Genomic DNA, 23,020 nt, shown 5'->3' on the forward strand with positions numbered 1-23,020 from the left:
TAAAAAAGTTTTTAAATATATTATTATATATAATTATCAAAATTTAAAGGCAAATTAATGAATTCTTTAGAAAATTTAATTTTAGTCGGTGTAATAAAATCATGTCACGGAATTAAAGGTCATGTAATTTTAAAATCTTTTACCGACCCTGCTACAAAAATACTTGAAAGAAATTTAGTAAATGAGTCAGGAGAAAATATACATATTAAGCTAATTAGCCAAAATGCCAAAGGAGGATTAATTTGTACATTTAATGATATAGCTACTCGAAATGAAGCTGAAAATTTAAAAGGTTATAAAATATTTTGCTTAAGAGCAAGTTTACCGGAGCTAGAAGAAGATGAATTTTATATAGCGGATTTAAATCATTTACCGATATTAGACCAAGATCATAAAGAAATAGGCAAAATTAAAAATATTCTTAACTTTGGTGCCGGTGACATAATTGAAATAGAATTTTCAGATCAAACAACCGAATTATTACCTTTCAATAAAGAATTTTTTCCTGTTATAACTAAAGATTATGTGATTTTAAATTATCAAAGAGAAGCTTGAATAATTTACCGTAGTTTTTATCTCCTATTTTTGGAGTTGTTTTTGTAATTCTTCAATTTCTTTTTTTGTAAAACCGGTAAATTCAATAATTTCGTCTAAAGGCTTATCTTTCCTTAACATTTTTCCATCTCTGCTAATTTCATTTCACCTATATACATACCTTCTTGTCTACCTTCTTGCAGCCAATGTTCCACTATACTTCCCATAATTTGTTCTCCTTCTTCAGGGTTCAAATGTGATTTAAGTATTTTTTCTATTTCTATTATATCATTTTGACTAATTTTGGTCAAAGTATAGCATAAAATTAATTCTATATAATTAATACCAATATTAACTAATTCTATGTCATTCCCGCTTTCGCGGGAATGACATAGAATGCTTAAGCTTTAACAGATGATGAGACTGCGGTTGCCATTTGCATATCAGCGGCGGAGGTGCCAACAAGCATGGTAGTAGCAGCAACTATAGTATCGTTCCAGTTAGATAAGCCAGTGCTGCTTGGACCTATGCTGGAGAACTCATGACCCGGGGAAGAAGTAAGACCGCTCAACGCCTCACCCATTCCGCCCGCAAGTGCCGCTATGTAAGGGTTACCTGTTTGCTCGGCAATTGCCATATTGCGTACATTAACGCTGAATTTATATTTCCAAAACCGGTTCCGTTCATTATTCCGGTTGTAACACCGGCTGCTAGCATATTCTTACCGAGCGATCTTAAACTTTCCTTAGTCGTTGCAGACTTAAGTCCCTTGCCTACATTACTGCCGCTATTGATCGTATTTACCGCTAAGTTAGATGCAAAACCACTGATCCCCGTTGCTATCGCACTGCTTACTGCTCCGGCTCCAATAGTGCTACCTGCACCAGTTGTTGCTGCCGTAACTGCTGTTGTTATTAGCACCTGCCCTTGCGTCGTTAACTGACGCACTTTCTTCTCCCAGTTATTCTCGCCTTATATCTCATTTATATTTACATTCTGCCCGCCCTGTCTTGCCTCAAGCATACTCAGCCATGCAGGCTTCTTACCAGCTTCAATCTCGACATATAGAACCTTGAGAATTAATTACCACTTCTTCTGATATACTTGATGCTTTTTACTGGTTTACTTTTTCTTAATCAGCTTTAAATGATTATTTTCGTCTTCCAATTGGGGGGTATTTAGAATATTTTGCTATCCAACCATCTTCACTATATAATTCTCCGCATAAACCATCGCTAATTTCAGCTAAGGAGTATTGATTATGATCTTCGTCATACATAATTAATGCCATTTCATCTTCATACTCTTGTAGCATAAATAAAGTATAGTGGAGGCATCTATCCAAGGTTTCTTGTACAATTATTTCTATGATTTCTTTACTTTCATTTGATATCTCATTAACTTTTTGAGCTAAAATTTTATTTGCTTTAGTTGTGTTATTTAAAATGCCAAGCATTTGTGTTAGCACACCATCACGTACAAAATCTATATATACACTTCCAAATTTATCTAATAGTTTTTGTTTTTTACTCATATTTTTACCTTTTATTAGTTTTTATTTTTATTATACCAAGGAATATTAGTAGGTGCCAATACCTTATCTTTCCTTAACTGTTGTAAAGCTTTAGCTACAATATCTCGCGCTTGTTGCTCTGTTGCTCCACCCGCTTTTAAAGCTTCAACTGCTATACGTATATGCTCTTGTAAAGTGTTTGGTCTACCGCTTTTATATAGCTCTCCAAATAATTTTCTTTGTGCAGCAGTTATTTTATAATGATCTATCTCATTTCTTAGCATAAACTCTTCACTAATAGCAAAGCCTTTTTTAGGATCATAATTAATATTACCTTCAAAAGCTTTTTTAGCATATGGATGATGTCCTCCTACTTTACCATATGGTCCCATAATATAGTAATATAATTATTTTAATCTTTAATTGAGTAAATTATATGAATTTGACAATTAATCCTTAAATACTATAATCAATATATATATATATATATATATAAAGAAGGTTAAGCTCTATGCCTAAAACTTTAAAATACTCACTTATTATATTTATAAGTATAATATTGTTATTAATTGTTATTCCTTTCTTTATTCCTTTAAATAATTATAAAGGAGTAATAATAGACAAAGTCAAAGAGGCTACAAATAGAGATTTAACTATTAACGGCGATATAAAATTATCTTTATTACCAAATCCGGCAGTATCACTATCAGAAATTAAATTATCATCCATAGACGGCACAAAAGAACCTCATCTAGTTTCCGTTGAAAGTGCTAAAGCGTCATTAAGGCTTTTTCCTCTTTTTAGAGGAGCAATTGAAGTAGCTTCTATAGAACTGCAAAAACCAACTATAAATCTAGAAATCTTGAATAACGGACAAAAAAATTGGCAATTCGTTACATCTAATAATAACCCTAAAGAAAATAACGTTAGTTCTACAGAATCTACTAATGCTAATAGTGAATTAGAACTTCCTATTTTGATTAGTCATTTTAAAATTATAGACGGCAAAGTAATATATATAGAAAAAAATAGTGAGAAAATATTTAACGATATTAATTTAGATACTAAAATTAAAAGCCTTAAAGGTCCTATAGACTTTACTTTAGCTTTAAAGGCTTTAGAACAGCAGATTAATATAGAGGGGAATATTGAAGAAATCGGAAAAATAATTCCGTTAAGTGCCAATATTAATCTTGCCGGTGAAAAAATTAAAATCGAAGGAAAGTTTGATAGCGAAAATAATTCTTTTATAGGTAACGCAAATATTAAAAGCAATACTAAAACTTTAGGTATGCCTGCTGACTTACAAAATGACTATGAGCTAACTACGGCAATTACTGCCGATAGTAAAAATATAGCTATCAAAGATGCTAGACTTAATTATCCAAATATAGAATTACTAGCAAATGCAAATTATGATATAGAGCGTAATAACCTAAAATCAAATATTATTATCAATCCTGGTAACATTATAACCGAGATTAACTCTAATTTAGATAAGACAAATATTATGCTACAAGCTGATAGTTTAAAACCTATACTTGATGCTCTAAAACTAAAGACTGATAAATTACCTCCTATTATTAATCAAAAACTGAACACTACTTCTAATGTAATTTATAACTCCCAAGCAATAAAGCTGCAAAATATTAATTTATCGGCGGCAAATAGTAATCTAACAGGAGATATTGAGCTTAAAAATTTAGCACAAGATATAACTATTTCTCACAATCTAAAAATTAATAATTTTGAGTCGTTTATGTCTCTTATGGGAGTAAGTAATTTAAGTAAGATTGGGGTGCTGCAGTTAAACGGGGAAGTACAAAAAATTAAAGATACTTTCCATATTAATAATAAAATATCCGCTTTTAATACTAATATATCTATTAAAGGAGATATTAATTTAGCCGCTCAGAAGCCAAATTTTAACCTTAACTTATATAGCCCGTTAGTTAATTTAGAGAAAATTACTTCAAGCAACAACTCTACTGCTAATCCAAGTAAAACTAGTAGCCCTACTACTCAAAATACACCTACAGCTAAAAATAATTCTCCTTGGTCAAACAATCCTATTAACTTAGGATTTTTAAATGAAATTGAAGGGCAACTATCCGCAAATATTGATAAATTAACTAACGACTCATTAATCATAAATAATTTAAAAGCAAAATTAAATATCACCGGCGGCACGCTGAATATTACTTCAGTTAATGCAAGCATTTACGGTGGCGAACTAAGTAGCACCGGTTATGTGAGTTCAGGAAAAGATCAAAACGCTTCAATCAAAATCGATTTAAAAAATGCCTATCTCAAAAATTTAACTCCACAATCCGGTAAAATAAAAATAACCGATGGACGACTAAGCTTTAAAGCGGATCTTACTTCTCACGGTAATAGCGTTTATACATATGTTAATAATCTAAATGGACAATTTAACGTAAATAGCGATAACGGGAAAATAAGCGGATTTGATTTAAACCGAATTGCAGATGCGGTAAATAATGTTAAAAATACCGAAGGAGTATTGCGACTTATTAACAGCTCCTTTAGCGGCGGATCCACATCTTTCAAAAATTTAATTGCCAGCGGAAATATAGCGAATGGCAAGCTTAATTTAAATGAATGTAGTTTAGATGCTTCACCTGCCAAAGCAAATGCAAGCGGTCAAATTAACTTACCACAATATATGATGGATATTAGTGCAAGCGTTACTATTAGGGATTTACCACCTATAGCCGTTAAATTATACGGATTCATAAATAATCCGCAGCATAAATTAGACGTTCAAGCCCTTCAAACATATTTAGTTAAAAACGTATTTAATAGCGTTATTAAAGACTTAAAAAGCGGAGAGAAGAAACCTGAAAATATTATTAAAGATGCTTTAGGTCTTAGAAAGAAAAAAGATACAAATGCAGAGGAACAAAGCAGCCCTCCGCAGGAAAACCAACAAGCAGATCCTGTAAACAAACTGCTACAAAAAGGATTAAAGAAACTGTTTTGATGTGACCGTCACGGGTGTCATACGCATCAAGTTAAGCCATAATTGTTAATAATTTTAGTGTATTTAAGGAAGATAATCTGGTTTTACGATATTTATCTTTCAAAGAAAATCTCCCCCAATCTATAATTAATTTCTTAAGGAACTGCTTTAAATCATTAAGACGTCCAGTAATAGACAGGAATAATTCTCTTGACCTTTTCTGTAGTTCAATAAATGCTTTGGTTAAACTAATTTCTCTATCATTTGCTAATTCTACACAATTCGATAATCCATGAAAAATAAGCACACTACATAATTTACCATATAATTCACACAAAACTCTTGCAGGTTTACTTCTCCCTTTAAGATTTTCAATTTTTGCATGACTTTTATATAATTTAAATAATAATTCAATTTGCCATCTTGCTCGATAAATTATCATTATATGCTCAGCATTAACCATATCCTCTGATATATTAGTGATAAATATTGACCAATCTAGTAATCTCTGGTTTCTTGAAGAAGATTTATATTTATGAGACTTAGCTAATAAATTAGCCTTCCTTCTTCTACCAATAGCCTGTTCATCAGTCAATTTATGACATATAATCCGTAGCTTAACTTTTGCTTGTTTACCTAAAAGTACATCTTTTGATAAAAAGAATTTATTATCTAATAGGTTTAATAAATCAATTTTTTCCTCAGTGATAGGGTCATATATATTAGTATCTGCTTTATAACGACTAATAAAATATGCACCAAGTTCGATAATTTGAATAAATGAAGCTGGGACAAAATAACCTAAATCAGATATTAATAAGTCCTTAGTAGATATGTTTGATAAATGTTCTCTATATCCTTGATCAGCCCTTATACCTTATCCGCCATATTGGCAGGTAGAATAATATGGCTACTATCCAATAATTTAACGCTATTAAATTGCTGCAAAATGTTGCATGCTGCAAAATGTTGCAATCAAGCGGCATAGTATTTCTAAATAATTTCAAGCATTGTTCATACATTGACTGCATAAATTTTACTGCTACCTCAGTAAACCTAAAGTCTAAGCCTTGGGCAGAAATATCTATAGTTTCTTCACTTAAAAAGTTACGCATTCCATCAAGACTACAATTACTATCGCTCATATTACCAAACACTATAGCTTTTAGAAAAGCTGAACCAGTTATTTTTCGTTGTCTCTTAATAAATCCTGTTGTAATGGATAAATTATTGGCTGTCTCTCCAAAAAACTCTTGGCATAGTTTTGCTAAGTTTACTATTTTCCCCATAGGATAAATTCTCACAATTTAGTTGTTAATCTTGCAAAAATTTATACCATATATTAGCTTCTTTTTAATTCATAATTTACTACCGTAATACCAGTATAACCTACTTGCTTTTCTTAACTTGATGCGTATGGTCCAAATAAGTGTGGGAATTTCTCAAAGGTTATATAAAAATATAATATAACAAAAGGAGAAATTAATAATGGACCAAAAACAAAATGCAGCAATGAATCAAGCGATAGATTTATTAATAAATAATGATACAGATATATCAACATTACTTAAAGAGGATGGTTTATTAAAGCAATTAACCAAACGGCTTGTAGAGAATGCATTGCAGTCAGAGATGAATAATCACTTAGGATATGATAAATATTGTCATACTGATAGTGATAATGTTCGTAATGGTAAGATGGAGCTGACGTTAGCGAAAGTTTGATAAGTCAAATTACTGATGATGTAATTGAGGATGTCAAGATATGGCAAAGCCGACCATTGGATCGAGTATATGCTATAATATTTTTGACTGTTTAGTATTAAAAGTACGTCAAGATAAACGAATTATCAATAAGTCTGTATATGTGGCATTAGGTATTGATTTATCTGGAAGGAAGGATATTTTAGGATTGTGGATCAGTGAAAATGAAGGAGCAAAATTTTGGCTTGGTAATTTTACTGAGATGAAGAACAGAGGTATGCAAGACATGCTTATTGCTTGCAGTGATAATTTAACCGGTATGTCTGAGGCGATAGAGGCAGTTTTTCCGAAAAACGAACATCAATTATGTATTGTACATCAGATTAGAAATAGTTTAAAATATGTATCATATAAAGACCGAAAAGAATTAGCGGCTGATTTAAAGCCTATTTATACTGCTAGCACAGAGGAAGAAGCACATCTTGCTTTAGAATCTTTTGAAGCTAAATGGAGTAAACAGTATCCACAAATTGCTAAATCTTGGTATGTTCATTGGGAAAATTTAATGGTTTTTCTAGGATACCCTGAGGCGATAAGGAAAGTAATATACACAACGAATAGTGTAGAATCTGTCAATAGCCAATTACGTAAGGTTACCAAGAATAAACGGGTTTTTCCAAATGATAATGCCGTTTTTAAGATCTTATATTTGGCAATTGATTATATGACCAAGAAATGGGTTATGCCGATTCCAAACTGGAACGCAGCTATGGCTCACTTTTTGATAAAATTTGAAGGTAGAATTTAAGCCCTATGAAAAATTTACACACTTAATTAGAAAGACTCCGATTCTACTTTATAACCCCTCAGGCTTATAGCTGAGGGTTGTTTAGTATACCATGTTTTTGCACGTAAACTACCATATTATGCATATTGCTAATTAACCTATCCTGCTCTATAAGTCTTAGCATCTGAGATTGCAGATAATAAACTGATATCATATTGCTCTACATATTTAAGCCAGCCATCAAGAGACTTAAAGAACTCATGCTCGCGACTAATTGCTGATAACATTTCATCAGTCGTCTTAGCCTTCTCTTTATCTTGCTGAATCACCTGATGATTTGTCTCTAATTGATGGCGCTCTAAGCTGCTATCAAAATACTTATACGTATCTTCTAAATGTTTACTATTCTTTAATTTATCTAATATATCCTGGGTACTGAAGACACCATTATACTCTACTGCTGCTACCACATCTTTTAATCTAGGTAAGAGTTCTTGTTCCTTGTGTTCAAGAGCTTGTTGTGCCAGTTCTGCAAATTCATAATTGAATGTTTCATATTTGATATTGCCATTTAATGCTACAAAAAACTTCTGATCTTTTTCTAAAGCTACAAATACATCAGATACTGTCTTGGATAGCAAGATCTCGTGCTTGATTTGCTTCGTATGTGATACTAATTTCTCACGCTCCACCTCTCTTGCAATATCTGCTAATCTTGCCTGTTCACGACGTTTTTGATAATCAGCATAAATCCTATACCCAGTGGTCACTTGTTCATATGATTTCTGCTGCCAAGCTTTCAAAGTACAATGTTCTTCATACACTTGGTGTGCAATCTTGTTTTTGCAGGCATCATTTAACGTGTATCTACTACTCCACTCTGATATAGCACCTTTGATCGTAAATCTGATGCTAGAAAAAAGATTATGCTTGGTGGGTTCTTTGTTAAAGCAGGACTTGATTATCTGCATCCGGATAATGCTCATATTCTCTATGGCATGCTGCTTGATTGTAAAGAGCAATTAATACTCAATCCTAAAATTATTGATAAATGGAAAATCAAAGGACAGATGCCTCTAAGAAAGAATGCGTGATGAGTTATTACAATTACACATAATATTTACTTATATGAATATCGAAACCTTAAAACAATTATTACATGATAACCCTAATAAAACATACAAAGAATTAGCAAGAATATGCCCTATATAAATCAACAAAAAGTGGTATATGTAAAGCAATAAAAAGATGGAATCTAAATTACCAATCATACTATGACCCAAGATAATAATGATACTCACAACTCAGATGAATCAACAAGTGGAAAGCCAAAACATGACGCTATTATTCGTAAAGCTTTTGAAAATCCAATTGTTGCTAAAGAATTCTTTGAGATGCATCTGCCAAAAGAAATCAAAGCTCTGTTCTCTGCCTCTACTCTTAAAATCGAAAAAGAAAGCTTTGTAGAGCCAAATCTTCAAAACTCTATATCTGATATTCTGTTTTCAGCAAAATTTAATGATGATACAGGGTATTTCTGGATTCTACTCGAACATCAAAGTACTCCTGATCACTTCATGGCTTTCAGGCTTTTTAAATATATGACAGATATTGCAGATAGGCACTTAACTCTTAATCCTAAATCTAAATATCTTCCTTTCATACTACAATTATAAGAGAAGACGTGAAGAATTAAATGAAATAGTGGGACGTCATATAGAAAGGCAAAAGCAAAGAGCAACACAGAAGAAAAATTCTGTAGCTGTCTAAAAACGATCGTTTCCGTACACCCCTTATTCTTATGTCCATAAATTATATTGACTTACTTTAGTACAGATCTTATATTCAGGACACCCTTTTTAATACAATTTACACTATCTTCTATGTCTCGTACTTTTGCATATGCCCGCGTTTCTAAACTCGAACAAATACCTGAAAATCAAATCAGGGAAATTGAATCAGCAGGTTTTACCATCGAGCCACACAGAATAATTGTTGAAACTATATCCGGATCAATGCCTATAGCACAACGCCAAGGATTTACAAAGTTACTAGATAAGATGGAGAAAAATGATGTATTGGTGGTAACTAAGCTAGACCGATTAGGACGTGATGCTATTGATGTAAGCATCACAGTTAATAAATTAGAGAAAATAGGAATTAAAGTTCATTGTCTTGCACTTGGGGGCGTTGATCTTACCAGTTCAGCTGGAAAAATGACTATGGGAGTAATTAATGCTGTTGCTCAATTTGAGCGTGATTTGTTAATAGAGCGTACTCAATCTGGGCTTGCGAGAGCTAAAGCAAATGGTAAAACTCTCGGACGACCACAAATTTTAGCAGAATTACAAAAAAAACAGGTTATACAGCAACTACAAGAAGGCAAAACTATTACATCTATTGCAAAACATTTTGATACAAGCAGGCAAACTATCATGCGTATCAGAGATAATAACCTCTAATACTTGCTTGTACCGCTTTACATTCATTGATGATGATAAATGTAAAACAAATTTATAACTTACTTATTTTGTACTTGTGTGCTATAATATATATAATTAACTAACAGAATAAGATATGGAAAGAATAACGCCTCGTGTAGATTTAGCATTTAAGAAAATCTTCGGTGTAGAAGAAAATAAAGATCTTCTTATTTCCTTAATTAATTCTATTGTCTCTAAAGAAGATCAAATAGTAGATGTTACACTTCTAAATCCTTATAACCCTCAAAACTTTAGAAATGATAAATTATCTATTCTAGATATTAAAGCCCTTGGAGAAAGTGGTAAAAGATTTAACATTGAAATTCAAATAACTGATGAAGCTGACTATGATAAAAGAGCTCTTTACTATTGGGCTAAGTTATACACGGAAGCACTACAAGCATCTCAGGATTATTCTAGTTTAAACAAAGCTATTGGTATACATATATTAAACTTTACCTCTATACCCGAAACTAATAAATACCATAATGTTTTTCATATTACAGAGAAAGATAGTGGATTGTTATATTTTAAAGATTTAGAGCTACATACTATCGAACTTAATAAGTTTAGCAATAATCCTAATGAAGAGTTAGCAGATATATTAAAAAAAGTAGGAAATTCTTTAGATATTTGGAGTGCTTTTCTAACAAGACATGATTTGTTAAACAGCAATAACTTGCCTAAGAAGTTGGATAATGCTAGTTTAAAGAAGGCATTAACTGTATTAGATGTAATGAATTTTACCTCTGAAGAGCGAGATGCATATGAAGATCATCTAAAATGGCTCAGGATCGAAGCCAATACTTTAAAAAAATACGAAGCACAAGCTAGAGTTAGAGGAAAAGTTGAGGGTATACAGATCGGAAAAACTGAAGAAAAAATAGCAATAGCAAGAAACTTAAAAAGATCAGGAGTAGCAATTACGATAATATCTGAATCTACTGGCTTAACTAAAAAGCAAATTGAAGAATTAGATGATTAAATTTAAGTTGAGTTTACTATAAAGTAAGTGCATATTTAAATAACAGACCAGCCATTGGGAGTCTTTCTAATTAAGTGTGTAAATTTTTCATAGGGCTTAAATTCTACCTTCAAATTTTATCAAAAAGTGAGCCATAGCTGCGTTCCAGTTTGGAATCGGCATAACCCATTTCTTGGTCATATAATCAATTGCCAAATATAAGATCTTAAAAACGGCATTATCATTTGGAAAAACCCGTTTATTCTTGGTAACCTTACGTAATTGGCTATTGACAGATTCTACACTATTCGTTGTGTATATTACTTTCCTTATCGCCTCAGGGTATCCTAGAAAAACCATTAAATTTTCCCAATGAACATACCAAGATTTAGCAATTTGTGGATACTGTTTACTCCATTTAGCTTCAAAAGATTCTAAAGCAAGATGTGCTTCTTCCTCTGTGCTAGCAGTATAAATAGGCTTTAAATCAGCCGCTAATTCTTTTCGGTCTTTATATGATACATATTTTAAACTATTTCTAATCTGATGTACAATACATAATTGATGTTCGTTTTTCGGAAAAACTGCCTCTATCGCCTCAGACATACCGGTTAAATTATCACTGCAAGCAATAAGCATGTCTTGCATACCTCTGTTCTTCATCTCAGTAAAATTACCAAGCCAAAATTTTGCTCCTTCATTTTCACTGATCCACAATCCTAAAATATCCTTCCTTCCAGATAAATCAATACCTAATGCCACATATACAGACTTATTGATAATTCGTTTATCTTGACGTACTTTTAATACTAAACAGTCAAAAATATTATAGCATATACTCGATCCAATGGTCGGCTTTGCCATATCTTGACATCCTCAATTACATCATCAGTAATTTGACTTATCAAACTTTCGCTAACGTCAGCTCCATCTTACCATTACGAACATTATCACTATCAGTATGACAATATTTATCATATCCTAAGTGATTATTCATCTCTGACTGCAATGCATTCTCTACAAGCCGTTTGGTTAATTGCTTTAATAAACCATCCTCTTTAAGTAATGTTGATATATCTGTATCATTATTTATTAATAAATCTATCGCTTGATTCATTGCTGCATTTTGTTTTTGGTCCATTATTAATTTCTCCTTTTGTTATATTATATTTTTATATAACCTTTGAGAAATTCCCACACTTATTTGGACAGAGCCTTAAAAGGTAGTAGCTCAAGAATTTTATTGCAAGAATTTGCTCATTTAAGAAAACAATTTTGGGGTAATCATTTGTGGGCTAGGGGCTATATAGCTGTCAGCTCAGGTAATATAACTGATGAAATGATACAGCACTATATTGATGAACAAGAAGGTGAACCTGTTAATGATGATCGATTTCTAATCGATTCCACTTTATAACCCCTCAGCTTATAGCTGAGGGTTGTTTAGTTTATTTGACTCGTTGTTATCAGAAAAATAATAAAATATTAAGGTGATAATTATTCCCAAAGCAGCTAAATAGGTGATAGGTTTAGTTTTGACTCGATCTATCAATTCTAATAACTGTAACTTCACACTAGCGAACTTAGAATATAATTTACTAGTTGTGACGCTATGCTTGCTTCCTGCTGTATCTTTTTGATCTTCTTGATCCATTGCTTATTTTACCAATTTATAGTTTATCAATGCCATCTAGTATCTATCAAAATTTACGCTATGTTTAATGTAATGCCCATGAATTAAGGTATCTTATGAAGATTCACTGTAAAAACATAGCTTTGTAATAAGGGTTTGTAGCATATTTGCTATAACATAGCGTAAGTCTTGCTATTTATCTCTAACTGATTTTCATACCAGAAGAGACCCAATCTAAATAAAAACCTAAAATGATACCAATTGCTACAATTGCTCCAGCAAGTCGCAAATTTCCCTTTACTACCGCCCAAATGGCAGCTAAAATCGTTGCCCCTGATATTCCTATAGTTTTAAGCTTACCAGTAGAAAGAGTACCAATGCGATATAACTGACCTTCTAAAGTATCTGCAAATACCAGCTCGTGAAATAAGAAACAGTAAAATATGATGCATACTATGTAACCTAAATGCTGTTTATTAAATATCGTTCTTATTATTTTGTTAAACATATCTCTATTTTTTTACTCCTTTATTCATTTTATATACATTATATGCTGGTAAGTTTTGATAAGTTGGAAGCTTACTAAACTGCTGTGTTTCTGCTGTTTTAAAATTGTATTTTAACAATCTGATCGGGCTTGGTGTCTCTTTAGTAAAACTTAAAACTAAATCCTGCACTACGCCGCTTTCAGCAACTATGCTGACATAAACTTTATTGTGGCAAGACAAATATGCAGCCCGAATCATGCACTATTATTTCTGCTGCTTCTTTAAGGATGGATTATAATATCGTTAATCTTGTCACCTTCGATAGTAATCCTGGTTGGAGAGTTTTTTGCTATTTGTAACTCTAATATAGAATCATCATGTAACATATAACCTATAGCGTATGCATTGTTAAAGCTTAACAAAGTCCCAATGAATAATACCAAAATATGTAGTTTCGATTTAAAACTTGTCATTAATTATTTGCCTCCTCTTTAATACCAGTTAGTAATAACAAATGGTTAGATCCTCTTTTATAAGTTAAAAGATAGGTCTTATCAGCGGAGATATGTTTATTCTCGGAAAACCAATAACGAAATGTGCCACTAATGATTACTCCTTGCTCAATTATCTTTGTTTTCTTTAAAAAAATACTGACGATACATTAGAGCCTTTAATAAATTGTAAATGTTCTTTAAAGAACTTATCTAGCTGCTTTGTATTACTAGAGACTACTTTCAGATCAGCTATTTGACGCTCTACCTCTTCAGGTGAAGTGGTAAATAATTCTTTCATCACAAAAATAGCCCATTCTCTTAAGTAAGTCTCATGATAGCTTTTTGATGATACTATCATCCTTCTATCTGGCTCTATGGCTGGAATTAATAACCATCGCTCTTCTTTAGTAAGTAATTTTATCATGCTAAGTAAGCAAGTACATGCAAGTAATAATGTGATCAGCAATAATCTCTTATTATATTTAACTAATTCCTGTATTGAACTTTGCTTAAATAAATGTTCCATTACTTGTTTTCCAATTACTTGCCTATTTTTTTACCAAGAAGATTTGGGTGCGAATCAGGAGCAGGTAAACATTTCTTAGCTACCAAATAGCTCTTAAGTACAAAATATTCTGATACTTTCTTAAATTTTTTTAATATATAGCATAGTAAAATACCGCATGTAATGCAGCATGCTCCAAACTTTGCATGACCGCTATTAAGTAAAAATATTCCAGGTACTATTCCAAGTAATACGACAAACCACTCATCCAAGCTTAATCCCATATATTTTAAGGAAGTAGATAATGACCAGTATAATCTTTGATTAAAGCAATTATTGTGCATATTAACGAGCTTAATAAACATTAATAGGTCATGACATTAACATCCTAATTTGGACATTGCCAGTGGAGTTTTATATCAAAAATAAAAAAGCTATTATTCCGCTTAAAACTGCGTTAATTTGGAGATAGGATTTTATTTATGACTTGCTGATAAACAGTTTTGTGTTTTTTTGGAAAGCTTTTTATGTTGACGGTAAACATATATTAGTTGTAAAACGAACAGTGATAATACATATAAGATATGCCACGAATGATTTCTAAATAATATTGTTCTTATAACTTCTAATATGTCTTATTATGTTGCGATGGTAACTTTACAATATTTTTATTCTTTCTAAATACTATAGATCTCTTATCCCATAACGGAAGGAATTAATCTTGATTAGTAAGATTGTTATTGACATGTTCTCTAGATAGCCAATTTTGCAAATACTGTCTTGCTACTATTGGATCATTGATAATAATTATATTTTCTGCATTCTTATAATCTGCATTTTTACTAAAATTAAAGCTACCAGTAATTACTGTATACTCATCAATAATCATAACTTTGTTATGGGCAATACCAGGTACTTTATCGATTAATACATCAATGCCTGCTGATTTAATTTTAGAAAGCTTAGAATATTTAGAGTATAGATTGCTTTTATCTAATAGGATTTTAACTTGTACACCTCGCTTATGGGCTGCAATTAAGGAATCTGCTATATCAACATCAGTAAAACCATATGCTTGAACATATATAGAGCTGCTCGCTTTATCTATTATCGCAGTGATAACTTTGCTACAACCGGATGGAGGAGTAAAGCATGTATCAATTTTACTAGAAGGCATCAAAATTGCTTGTGCATCTTCTGGTATAATTTTACTTGGTATACTAATCTCATTTTGAGTAGAGTGAGCAGTTTGGATATCAGGACTAACTAATAGGTTTAATATAGTATGATCAATTGTTATACCTACAGTAACACCTATAATTAGTAAAATAACTATATTACGGATATCTCGAGATTTTTTCGCTAATTTCACTTTATTTTCAAACATAAAATCTGTAATTCCTATCATTGTTACACTTTCGGAATCATTGAATCAATTGCCCTTTGCATATATTCTCGAGCAATATCAGTGGCAAGTCTAGCATAAACTGCAGTTGATCTTGGATCCATATGATTAAGAAGTTGTCCAATTACATATTGATTTGCTCCGGTCATTGCCATCCAACTTGGCACTGTTCTTCTTAAATCATGAATCCTTAAATTTTCTATTCCTGCTTTTTTACAAATTCTACTCCATGCTTTCTTTGGCTCTTGTAAATGACCACTGCTGCTGGTCTCACTTGGAAATACCCAACTGCTAGTAGAGTTCTCTTTTCGTGCTTTTAATATTTCTAATGCTTGATCTAATAAAGGTAAAGAATGAGGCTTGCCATTTTTAGTTTCTGGTAGATATAATTGTTTGTCAGTAAAACTTACTTGTTCCCATTTCATAGTAAGTAAATTATCTTTACGAACTGATGTATATAAAGCTATTAAGAAAAAATCCTTCATTATTTCGTTTTTCTCTTCTGCTATTGCTGCAAAAAACTGTGGTATTTCTTCTCTAGTTAAATAACGGTCTCTAGATTGTTCCTGATGCTTTGTTATCCCAATAGCTGGATTTACCTTAATCAATTCCCATTCTATTGCTTTATTAAATACAGGTCTTAATATTTCAAGAAACCTGTTAGCTCCATATTTACCAGTTTTCGTCAATTTATTAAATAATTCTTGAATATCTGCTTTTTGAATGGTTGATATTTTTCTATTATATAAATGTTTTGCATATCTATCTACAGAAGCAGCATAATCTTTCCATCTTTTATTATTAATTTTACTGTATTCATTAAGGTATTTGTCATAAAAATCCTTAAAGGTAAGCTCTTTTGATAATCTGGCTCTTTCTTCGGCAGGATTATATCCTTTTGCAATCTCCCCCTTTAATTCAGATGCTCTTGTTCTTGCTTCGGTAATAGATAATTCTGGAAAACGTCCTATCTTGATTTTTTGATATAATTGTTGAATTTTTTTACCAAGGTAAAACGTCTTGCTTCCACCGTATGATACTATCAAAAATAATCCTTTTTCTTTTGTATCTCGATATATATTTTGTTTTTTTGTTGGGATTGTAATATTATTTAATACTTCTCTAGTAAAGCATAAAGATTTTACTGACATAAATACCTCATAAGAGCATTGATAACTAAAGTTATAATATGCTTTGGCTATGATAGCAAATCATATACGAATAATCACTGAAATTAGATAATGGTTGATAATATTAATGCTCCATATTTTCTCCTGTCAGCGTAAGTTGTTAGCATATGTGAATAAGTATTTGACAGGTTATTCAAATTTAACTACAGTAAAATTATTCCTTTACACATCAAAGAGGTAGCTATGAATATAAGGCTTTCACTAGGCGTGATACAGCACTATAGTGCTGCATTTTATTTTTATGAAATTGCTAGGGTAATATCTAGAAAAGCGAACTTTTACGTTGACATCGTAAAGGTCGGGGGTTCGACTCCCCCATCGCCCACCATATTACCTCTAAGCTTTTCTTAATCTGCTAATTTTAGCTCAATACTCCGTATGCTGCTTATATGCTCCTCGCATTTTTAAAAATGGTGTCTTAATTGCTCTATTACCTCGATTAAACCTAATGTTTAAGTTGAGGTCTTATGCACACTATATGCTGCTCACATTTCACTCCTGATTGTGTAATCCATGATGAAGGTGATAAAAATCCCACTATTTTCTACAATTTTGTTGGTAATTTTATTCCACCTGAATGGAATAATCTGACCTCTAATAATGGTAAAATCTTAAGCAAAACTGCAAGACAGTTACTATCTCTAATAGTCTTCCGCATGCAAATCTATCATAATTAATAGCATTGATGAACTTCAGGAAACTTATCACTTCTTTCAAGAGTCCCTAGGTGTGTGTCAAGAACGAGTACGACAATGCTTACTCGAATTACAAAAAAGTAGCTTTATTATAATGCAACAATCGTGAAATATGGTATTAAATGCCGCAATACTCCTTGTATTAAGCTGGCTAGAAATTTCCGGCCATTTTCTCAGAAAATCCACAGCGAAAATGAAAAAATTTTGCATAAACTCCAAAAAACTTTGGGGTAAAACCCAAAGAAATTTTGCCTCAACCCCAAAAAAGTTTGGATGAGACAATATATATAGATAATAATAAAAATATATCTAATAAATCTAGATATAGCGAATCTATCATTTTTCAAAATGAACAAAATGAAACTGTTCAAAATCAGCAATTATTACAATATTCACAAAAACAAAATCTTGCACAAGAGTTAAAATTTCTAACAACAAGATCAGCAAATAATCAGCAAGAGAGTGAAAATGATAAAACATCTGAAAGTAATTTATCATTGGTCCATTACAGGTTAATAAGGCATTGCAAGCAGTTCTTGATAAGGTTGATAAGGCAAGATGTCAGCAAATAGTATCATCAGCTAATAATGATTCAGCAGTAGGATCTAGAAAGCATAAAGGCTGGTTCAAAAGAAAGAAATTAGCAGATTTTTATCCATTAAGCCAAGAAGATGCTGATTTACTGCGAGTAAAATCAAATCGTGAATTTAATCTGGATTTTATCAATAAATTGCTCTTAAAACTCGCTGGAGAATATTCCAATCATCATTTTGGTCATAAGAAGGTCCTACTGAACTATATGGCTAAAGCTTTAGCTCATGAGTTACGTGAAACTACTAAAGCTAATAATGCTACATTTCAGTTTAAATCTAGCGACTTAAACAACGCTAAAGAACGATACCTAGATAAAATAGAACGTAGCCTTGATACTAGCTTGCAAGCTCAGCTAAAACGTAAAATCGTCGGTATTTTTGATCCTGATCCAGCCTATGAATTACTAAGCTCCTGCTTATTTATTGGGGTAGTAATAGGTATCAAATAAAACTGCTTAAAACTATTACACTTTCAGAACATAGCAAAAATAAAATACTACAGCAAGTACGAATGATCTATGGCAGTAGTATTGGGCAGTTACAAATCATACCATTTGCTGAGCTTGCAACTAATCAGCATAACACTGAAGATGAAAAACAAAATTATCTATTGCAGCTAAGCAAACAATTAAATCCTGATTCAGTATGGTACAGGGCACGGAAATTTCTTATTGAACGTTATAACCAATATATTGATTTTGGGGTATTAAGTGAATTAGTAGTGGTAGAGGAAGATATAGTCAACCAAAAAGGTAATCCTTAAATCAACAACGGCTTTTAATGATTACTATGTTAGAAATCGTCATATGCAAGATCTAGAAGAAGCTTTTAAGACTCAAGATTATTGCTTTAAATTAATCAAGTTTGAATATAACTAAATTATTGTGGTAATTGATAATTTGTAATAACTACTTCATCAGATATTTTATTGTGTTCAGGCATGGAATATTTAACCTTAATAATACTAATATTAAAATTCTTGTATAAGTTTCTAATAAAGGGAGTATCACTATTAGAAATCATTATTTTAACATTTTTATCATTGAGTTCTGTAGCAAAATCTTTAAGTCTCGTTTGATCATTTTCATCAAAGGGTAATCTGGTATAAAATTTCTCACCTGATTTATGATAAGGAGGATCAAAATAAACAAAATCACCTTTTTGTGGTTCAATGAAAGAAAAATCCATAGCATAAATAGATATATAGCTAGACCATAGTAAATAGGTACATACTATGCTAATATATATGTTATAAATGATAATAAATAAATTATGGCAAGCAGTTACAGTTACGATTTAAGAATGAAACTATTCAAAGCTCTAGATGATGGGCTCTCAATTGTTAAAGCATGTAAAATATTCAATATAGGTCGTAACACTATATATAGATGGAAAACTCTTAAATGGGAAACAGGAGATATAAAAGCAAAACCTTATGGTCCAGCAAAGGGTTATAATGCAAAAATAAATCTCAAAGAATTTGAAGAATTAATTATCAATAATCATGATAAAACAGCTAAAGAATTAAGTATTATACTAGGTAATAGATTACAAAGAACTAGAATAAATTACTATAGAAAACTACTAGGGTACACTTATAAAAAAAAGTCATCTTCATCCCAGAAGGGATATTGGTTTAAGGAATGAATTTATAGAAAAGATACAGCAAATTTCTAAAGAAACTCTAGTATTCATTGATGAGTCAGGAATAGAAGATAATGCTTGTAGAGAATATGGATGGAGTATAAAAGGTACTAGATGTTATGGAAACAAAGTGTATCAACATAAATCCAGGATCAGTATGATAGCGGGGCTTCGTAATAATCAAATTATAGCGCCAGTAATATTTGAAGGAAATTGTAATAAAGAAATATTTACAACCTATGTAGAGACTATATTAACTAAAGAATTACATCCTGGACAAACAGTAATTATGGATAATATCAACTTCCATAAGAATAATATAATAAGAGAATTAATCGAGTCGGTTGGGTGCAGAATTTTATTCTTACCTACATATAGCCCAGACTTAAATCCTATAGAACATTATTGGTTTAAGATTAAGAACGAAATAAGAAAAGTTACGGGGCAATTCAAGATATCAGTATGGCTGTAGAACACGTACTAAAGTTTATTTAACTGTACCTATTTACTATGGTCTAGCTATACCTGCTAAAAGGCTGCTAGATTGTTTTAATCTAGCAGCAATATCAGATTTACTATAATTTCTACCGGAAAAAGTTTGAGCTGGTTTTCCGTTAATATTGATCCGATAAATACCTTTAAAAGAATATCTGTTAAGATAGATAAACCTAGCAGTAATCTTGGCTGGATCGTTACTATTATTATTACTTCTTACTTGATAATAATGCTCTTTGGAGTGTTTTTCGTTATAGGAATCTAACAATTTACTGACCTGCTCTGGATTCTTTTTAACAGCATTATAGGAGTCACTAGCTCGAGGTTAATATCAGATAGAAAACATTGTTTAAATCTATCTCTTACCTGAAAGAATAAAGCTCCACCACCAAGGAATGGTTCATAATAGTTATTTAACCCTGACGGAATAAATTTAACTAATTGACTGGCAATTTTTCTTTTACCGCCGACCCATTGCAGAAATGGCCCAGGCTTTTCTAAATTATTTACTGACATAGAGCTACTATTTAAAGGTTCTTATTTCTACTAGAGTATAGCTAGACCATAGTAAATAGGTACAGTTAAATAAACTTTAGTACGTGTTCTACAGCCATACTGATATCTTGAATTGCCCCGTAACTTTTCTTATTTCGTTCTTAATCTTAAACCAATAATGTTCTATAGGATTTAAGTCTGGGCTATATGTAGGTAAGAATAAAATTCTGCACCCAACCGACTCGATTAATTCTCTTATTATATTATTCTTATGGAAGTTGATATTATCCATAATTACTGTTTGTCCAGGATGTAATTCTTTAGTTAATATAGTCTCTACATAGGTTGTAAATATTTCTTTATTACAATTTCCTTCAAATATTACTGGCGCTATAATTTGATTATTACGAAGCCCCGCTATCATACTGATCCTGGATTTATGTTGATACACTTTGTTTCCATAACATCTAGTACCTTTTATACTCCATCCATATTCTCTACAAGCATTATCTTCTATTCCTGACTCATCAATGAATACTAGAGTTTCTTTAGAAATTTGCTGTATCTTTTCTATAAATTCATTCCTTAAACCAATATCCCTTCTGGGATGAAGATGACTTTTTTTTATAAGTGTACCCTAGTAGTTTTCTATAGTAATTTATTCTAGTTCTTTGTAATCTATTACCTAGTATAATACTTAATTCTTTAGCTGTTTTATCATGATTATTGATAATTAATTCTTCAAATTCTTTGAGATTTATTTTTGCATTATAACCCTTTGCTGGACCATAAGGTTTTGCTTTTATATCTCCTGTTTCCCATTTAAGAGTTTTCCATCTATATATAGTGTTACGACCTATATTGAATATTTTACATGCTTTAACAATTGAGAGCCCATCATCTAGAGCTTTGAATAGTTTCATTCTTAAATCGTAACTGTAACTGCTTGCCATAATTTATTTATTATCATTTATAACATATATATTAGCATAGTATGTACCTATTTACTATGGTCTAGCTATATAGTAGAAAACAGCCCTAAATGCCAGTAAAAGCTCTATGAGCATAGGATTTTTTTGATGATTTTCTAGAGTAATTAACACTATTTTTGACTAAATTTAATAACTTAACAATTATTGTAATGAATAAAACAATTTGAAGATGTCTCATTTATGCAGCTGTTTGCCCAATTGTATAAAAATCTGTCAAAAAAGCTCTTAAATCCTCTGTACTTCGCAGAATTGTGGTGATATCTGTCCTTGTTGAGAGCCGCACGGTGCAGTTCTAGTTCAGAGGTTAAATTTGAGTATACTAAACTTTAACATTTTAACCTCTGAGCTGTTTTTTAACTTCAACAGCAAAGGAATGCTATGACAATTAATAATCAAAATCAACCAAAAGATAACCACAATATTGCAAATCTTACTAAAACTAATTAGAATCTTCAATTATCCCCCATATCTATCACATTAATACCATATCAGCAAGAAGAAAATATCATTAACTCGACGATCACAAATTATACTGATATAATTAAGTATAAATTAGAATTACAAGAAGCAAATAATAAATTGAAAGAATCTGAGTTATTTAAAAGAGATGTAGTTCAAAATATGGTACATGGATTAAAGATTCCATGTAACGGAATTTTTTCATTAGTAACAGCTCTTTATGAAATAGAAGATAATCCTGAAAAAAGGATTATTTAGCTAGTGTAGTAAATTGTGCTGAAGAATTACTAGATTATTATAACAATATACTTAGTTATCTACAGAATAATTCTGGATTACCTCCTATAGTTTTAAATAAGTTTGATCCAAAACAGCTAGTAAATAAGATTATTGATAAAGCGATGCCAATAGCTCAACGTAAGGGATTAAATTTATCTTGTAATTTTCAGTATGATTTAACAAATGCTATAATTAGTGATACTTATCGAATAGGGGCAATATTAGAGCAGTTAATAGATAATGCTATTAAATTTACTAAAGAAGGCAAAGTTGTGGTAACAGTGAACATGTTTGCTATTAGTCCAGCCGTTTCAGAATTAGAACAACAACACAGAGAAATGGTATTCCAATTTATAGTGCATGATAGTGGTATTGGTAAAGAAATCAGGCAACATCTTCATGAAAAGATTGATAAATTTGATGTTGCTATGCAATATCATGGACTTGGATCAGGATTAAGTTTTGTAAAGCGTCTAATTGGTGAGTTAAATGGAGAGATTAAAGTAACAAGTGAAAAAGGTAAAAGTACTACTATTGTCTGTAATATACCAATTAAGTTACCTCTTCTTGATGATCTGATTTATGATACATAATGTTGAGACTTATAAGGTTTTGATGATTATGCATTCACTAATAATAATGATTTTCTTGATTATTGCGATTTACTTGCTACACTTAAATAAAA

Annotated in this window: 18 protein-coding genes and 12 pseudogenes; 12 read left to right on the forward strand and 18 right to left on the reverse strand. The window is 31.4% G+C overall.

All coding sequences use genetic code 11. The features are described from left to right. Positions 1-57: 57 nt before the first annotated feature. A complete protein-coding gene (gene rimM / locus REIP_RS02955) occupies positions 58-555 on the forward strand; it encodes a ribosome maturation factor RimM (protein WP_045803792.1) in 498 nt (165 codons plus the stop codon). A 113-nt stretch (positions 556-668) separates the two neighbouring features. Here the strand turns inward: rimM and REIP_RS11585 are convergent, their stop codons facing one another. From REIP_RS11585 to REIP_RS02985, 4 genes are all read right to left on the reverse strand, one after another. Continuing rightward, a complete protein-coding gene (locus REIP_RS11585; protein ID WP_197069190.1) occupies positions 669-845 on the reverse strand; it encodes a transposase in 177 nt (58 codons plus the stop codon). A 289-nt stretch (positions 846-1,134) separates the two neighbouring features. Continuing rightward, positions 1,135-1,482, reverse strand: a complete 348-nt coding sequence (locus REIP_RS12300) for a DUF637 domain-containing protein (RefSeq protein ID WP_045803794.1) — start codon at positions 1,480-1,482, stop codon at positions 1,135-1,137. Positions 1,483-1,684: 202 nt separating this feature from the next. After that, positions 1,685-2,068 (reverse strand): hypothetical protein, encoded by a 384-nt coding sequence (locus tag REIP_RS02980; protein WP_045803795.1) that lies wholly within the window; start codon positions 2,066-2,068, stop codon positions 1,685-1,687. A gap of 14 nt (positions 2,069-2,082) precedes the next feature. Beyond that, on the reverse strand, positions 2,083-2,439 hold the full coding sequence (locus REIP_RS02985; protein ID WP_045803796.1) for a hypothetical protein: 357 nt from the start codon (positions 2,437-2,439) through the stop codon (positions 2,083-2,085). A gap of 119 nt (positions 2,440-2,558) precedes the next feature. Here REIP_RS02985 and REIP_RS02990 point away from each other — a divergent pair, with 119 nt between their 5' ends. Continuing rightward, positions 2,559-5,051, forward strand: a complete 2,493-nt coding sequence (locus tag REIP_RS02990; RefSeq protein WP_045803797.1) for an AsmA family protein — start codon at positions 2,559-2,561, stop codon at positions 5,049-5,051. Between the two features lie 31 nt (positions 5,052-5,082). On the opposite strand, the pseudogene REIP_RS02995 reads toward REIP_RS02990, so the two are convergent. Beyond that, a pseudogene (locus tag REIP_RS02995) lies at positions 5,083-6,319 on the reverse strand (IS4 family transposase). A 199-nt stretch (positions 6,320-6,518) separates the two neighbouring features. Here REIP_RS02995 and REIP_RS03005 point away from each other — a divergent pair. Continuing rightward, positions 6,519-7,542 (forward strand): annotated as a pseudogene (locus REIP_RS03005) (IS256 family transposase). Between the two features lie 137 nt (positions 7,543-7,679). Here the strand turns inward: REIP_RS03005 and REIP_RS11590 are convergent. Further along, the gene (locus REIP_RS11590; protein ID WP_197069191.1) at positions 7,680-8,345 is read right to left on the reverse strand and encodes a hypothetical protein; all 666 of its coding nucleotides are present in this window, start codon (positions 8,343-8,345) and stop codon (positions 7,680-7,682) included. Positions 8,346-8,429: 84 nt separating this feature from the next. On the opposite strand from REIP_RS11590, the pseudogene REIP_RS03015 reads away from it, so the two are divergent. From REIP_RS03015 to REIP_RS03030, 5 genes and pseudogenes are all read left to right on the forward strand, one after another. After that, positions 8,430-8,615, forward strand: a pseudogene (locus REIP_RS03015) (conjugal transfer protein TraD); the annotation flags it as partial. Further along, positions 8,608-8,733: a hypothetical protein gene (locus tag REIP_RS13150; protein ID WP_269429006.1), complete on the forward strand. Its 126-nt coding sequence runs from the start codon at positions 8,608-8,610 to the stop codon at positions 8,731-8,733. The pseudogene REIP_RS03015 and the gene REIP_RS13150, both read left to right, overlap by 8 nt. Before the next feature lie 62 nt (positions 8,734-8,795). Then, positions 8,796-9,194: pseudogene (locus REIP_RS03020) on the forward strand (Rpn family recombination-promoting nuclease/putative transposase); the annotation flags it as partial. Positions 9,195-9,404: 210 nt separating this feature from the next. Beyond that, positions 9,405-9,983 carry a recombinase family protein gene (locus REIP_RS03025; protein WP_045803801.1) on the forward strand — a complete coding sequence of 193 codons (579 nt, stop codon included), beginning with the start codon at positions 9,405-9,407 and terminating at the stop codon, positions 9,981-9,983. A gap of 115 nt (positions 9,984-10,098) precedes the next feature. After that, positions 10,099-10,989: an Rpn family recombination-promoting nuclease/putative transposase gene (locus REIP_RS03030; protein WP_045803802.1), complete on the forward strand. Its 891-nt coding sequence runs from the start codon at positions 10,099-10,101 to the stop codon at positions 10,987-10,989. 96 nt (positions 10,990-11,085) lie between these two features. Here REIP_RS03030 and REIP_RS03035 read toward each other — a convergent pair. Continuing rightward, positions 11,086-12,109, reverse strand: a pseudogene (locus tag REIP_RS03035) (IS256 family transposase). Between the two features lie 63 nt (positions 12,110-12,172). On the opposite strand from REIP_RS03035, the gene REIP_RS03045 reads away from it, so the two are divergent. Then, positions 12,173-12,385: a transposase gene (locus REIP_RS03045; RefSeq protein WP_231569196.1), complete on the forward strand. Its 213-nt coding sequence runs from the start codon at positions 12,173-12,175 to the stop codon at positions 12,383-12,385. Positions 12,386-12,394: 9 nt separating this feature from the next. Here the strand turns inward: REIP_RS03045 and REIP_RS03050 are convergent, their stop codons facing one another. From REIP_RS03050 to REIP_RS03080, 8 genes and pseudogenes are all read right to left on the reverse strand, one after another. Continuing rightward, positions 12,395-12,622, reverse strand: a complete 228-nt coding sequence (locus REIP_RS03050) for a hypothetical protein (RefSeq protein WP_045803804.1) — start codon at positions 12,620-12,622, stop codon at positions 12,395-12,397. Positions 12,623-12,803: 181 nt separating this feature from the next. Next, positions 12,804-13,109 (reverse strand): hypothetical protein, encoded by a 306-nt coding sequence (locus REIP_RS03055; RefSeq protein WP_045803805.1) that lies wholly within the window; start codon positions 13,107-13,109, stop codon positions 12,804-12,806. A 4-nt stretch (positions 13,110-13,113) separates the two neighbouring features. Next, complete coding sequence (locus REIP_RS11595; RefSeq protein WP_197069192.1) at positions 13,114-13,329, reverse strand: hypothetical protein; 216 nt, start codon at positions 13,327-13,329, stop codon at positions 13,114-13,116. Positions 13,330-13,370: 41 nt separating this feature from the next. Beyond that, complete coding sequence (locus tag REIP_RS12305) at positions 13,371-13,475, reverse strand: type-F conjugative transfer system secretin TraK (RefSeq protein ID WP_231569197.1); 105 nt, start codon at positions 13,473-13,475, stop codon at positions 13,371-13,373. 86 nt (positions 13,476-13,561) lie between these two features. After that, positions 13,562-14,109, reverse strand: a pseudogene (locus REIP_RS03065) (TraE/TraK family type IV conjugative transfer system protein). Positions 14,110-14,123: 14 nt separating this feature from the next. Beyond that, entirely contained in the window at positions 14,124-14,432 is a 309-nt protein-coding gene (locus REIP_RS03070; RefSeq protein WP_045804287.1) for a hypothetical protein, read from the reverse strand. 371 nt (positions 14,433-14,803) lie between these two features. Continuing rightward, positions 14,804-15,475 carry a phospholipase D family protein gene (locus REIP_RS03075; protein ID WP_045804288.1) on the reverse strand — a complete coding sequence of 224 codons (672 nt, stop codon included), beginning with the start codon at positions 15,473-15,475 and terminating at the stop codon, positions 14,804-14,806. A 23-nt stretch (positions 15,476-15,498) separates the two neighbouring features. Next, the gene (locus tag REIP_RS03080; protein ID WP_045803806.1) at positions 15,499-16,644 is read right to left on the reverse strand and encodes a tyrosine-type recombinase/integrase; all 1,146 of its coding nucleotides are present in this window, start codon (positions 16,642-16,644) and stop codon (positions 15,499-15,501) included. A 506-nt stretch (positions 16,645-17,150) separates the two neighbouring features. On the opposite strand from REIP_RS03080, the pseudogene REIP_RS13600 reads away from it, so the two are divergent. Further along, positions 17,151-18,849: pseudogene (locus REIP_RS13600) on the forward strand (hypothetical protein). Position 18,850: 1 nt separating this feature from the next. On the opposite strand, the pseudogene REIP_RS03090 reads toward REIP_RS13600, so the two are convergent. Next, a pseudogene (locus REIP_RS03090) lies at positions 18,851-19,168 on the reverse strand (DNA adenine methylase); the annotation flags it as partial. Between the two features lie 75 nt (positions 19,169-19,243). Here REIP_RS03090 and REIP_RS09225 point away from each other — a divergent pair. Further along, positions 19,244-20,110, forward strand: a pseudogene (locus REIP_RS09225) (IS630 family transposase). 28 nt (positions 20,111-20,138) lie between these two features. Here the strand turns inward: REIP_RS09225 and REIP_RS13605 are convergent. Next, positions 20,139-20,626: pseudogene (locus REIP_RS13605) on the reverse strand (DNA adenine methylase); the annotation flags it as partial. Positions 20,627-20,691: 65 nt separating this feature from the next. Next, a pseudogene (locus REIP_RS09230) lies at positions 20,692-21,558 on the reverse strand (IS630 family transposase). A 417-nt stretch (positions 21,559-21,975) separates the two neighbouring features. On the opposite strand from REIP_RS09230, the pseudogene REIP_RS03125 reads away from it, so the two are divergent. After that, positions 21,976-22,928: pseudogene (locus tag REIP_RS03125) on the forward strand (sensor histidine kinase). Positions 22,929-23,020 lie beyond the last annotated feature (92 nt).

This window comes from Rickettsia endosymbiont of Ixodes pacificus, assembly GCF_000965155.1.
In the GTDB taxonomy this organism is placed as follows: domain Bacteria; phylum Pseudomonadota; class Alphaproteobacteria; order Rickettsiales; family Rickettsiaceae; genus Rickettsia; species Rickettsia tamurae.